Source organism: Micrococcus lylae NBRC 15355, assembly GCF_001570885.1.
GTDB lineage: Bacteria > Actinomycetota > Actinomycetes > Actinomycetales > Micrococcaceae > Micrococcus > Micrococcus lylae.
Genome location: NZ_BCSN01000095.1, coordinates 1 through 1,992 on the forward strand (window position 1 = coordinate 1; position 1,992 = coordinate 1,992).

General features: G+C 70.3%; 1 protein-coding gene. It reads left to right on the forward strand.

Annotated elements, in window-relative coordinates; genetic code table 11:
• Positions 1–254 precede the first annotated feature (254 nt).
• Positions 255–1,992 (forward strand): bifunctional metallophosphatase/5'-nucleotidase (locus MLY01S_RS11760; protein WP_157531308.1); only part of this gene is annotated, 1,738 nt, incomplete at its 3' end.

Below are 1,992 nucleotides of genomic sequence, written 5' to 3' on the forward strand. Positions count from 1 at the left end.
CCCCCCTGCGCCGCCTGTCCCGCCCCGGCTCCTCGGACGTCCGGCCCTCCCACCCGAGGGCTATGGTGGGTGCGATCACATGCCGGACGGGCGCCGATCACAACTCATCGGACATGTGCGCCCTGCATGGTGTTCATCTGGATGACAACTGACCGTGGTCGGATCGATTCCACGGCCGGGCCCGCCCCGTGCCGCACGCCCGCACCCGCACGAGGCCCGGAGCACCCCGCCGCCCGGGCATGAGGAGAGCACCCGTGTCCTACTTCTTCCGCCGCCGCGCCGTGGCCACCGCCGCCTGCGCGACCCTCGTCCTGGCTCCGGCCAGCGCCGTCCCGGCCCTGGCCGTCGAGACCTCCGAGGACTCGAAGACGATCTCCATCCTGTCCTTCAACGACTTCCACGGCGCCCTGTCCCCGGAGTTCTCCGGCACCCAGTTCGCCGACACGGTCGAGGACTACCGCCGTGCCTTCGAGGCCCAGCACGGTGCCGACTCCACTCTGCTCACCAGCGCCGGCGACCTGATCGGCGCCTCCGCCTCCGTGTCCAACGTGCAGCAGGACCTGCCGACCATCGACGTGATGAACGCCCTCGGCCTGGACGTCCTCACCGCCGGCAACCACGAGTTCGACAAGGGCCTGGACGACCTGACCGGCCGCGTGGCCGAGCGCGCCCAGTTCCCGGTGATCGCCGCCAACTTCGTGGATCCGCAGACCAAGGAGCCCGTGCTCACCTCCCACCAGGTGTTCGACGTCAACGGCGTGCGCGTGGCCGTGATCGGCGCCGTGCCGAACGACCTGTACTCCACCACCACCGCCGCGGGGCTCAAGGGCATGGAGGTCCTCGACCTCGTCCAGGCCGTCAACAGCGTGGCCGACGAGCTGGCCGCGAACGACGCCGCCGACGTGATCGTGGCCTCCTACCACGACGGCGCCAACGGCTCCGGCTCCCTGGCGGACGAGATGGCCAGCAGCGCCAAGTTCCGCTCCATGGTCCAGGAGACCTCCGCGAACGTGGACATGGTCTTCAACGGCCACTCGCACCAGCTGTACAGCTATGAGACCGACGTGGACGGCGTCCGCCGCCCGGTCATGCAGACCGGCTCCTCCGGCTCTCACCTGGCCGCCGTCGAGCTCACCTACGACCCGGCCACCGACTCGGTGACCGACGTGACGCAGCAGCTCATCGAGCGCTCCACCCAGGACCCCGCCGAGGCCGCCGCCGAGTCCCCGGTGACCGCCGAGGTCTACGCCATCGAGCAGGACGCCGTGGCCGTCTTCGAGGAGAAGCAGTCCACCGTCATCGCCGACCTGGACGGCTCCCTGACCACCGACTACGCCGACGTCCTCGCCTCCGGAGGCACCTGGCGCGCCGGCGGCTCCCGCACCGCCGAGACCACCCTGGGCAACTGGGTGGCCGACGGCCTGAAGTCCGCCGTGGCCGCCGCCGGCCCGGAGGTCGACCTCGGCGTGACCAACCCGGGTGGCCTGCGCTCCGAGATCATCGAGGACATGTTCACCAACTCCGGCGACTTCGGCCCGAAGCCGTCCGACCTGGTGGGCAAGCTGACCCTCGGCGAGATCCTGGACGTCGCCCCGTTCGGCAACACCCTCGTCTACTTCGACATCCCGGGCTCCTCCATCCGCAAGGCCCTCGAGGAGAACTGGCGCGACGACGAGAAGATGTTCAACCTCGGCTGGTCCGAGAACCTCACCTGGACCTACGACGAGTCCCGCCCGCAGGGCGAGAAGGTCACCGGTGTGTGGATCGACGGCGTCGCCCTGGACGACGACCAGATGTACACCGTCGCCACCCTGTCCTTCCTGGCCGACGACTCGTGGGTCGCCGCCGGCGACCCGTCCCAGGCGCCCGACGGCTACACCGCCTTCGCCGAGGGCCGTGAGAACTTCCACAACATCGGCCTCGTGGACGCCGCTGCACTGCAGGAGTACGCCGAGGCCCAGGCCGCAGAGGACGGCGCCGTGCGCCCGGACT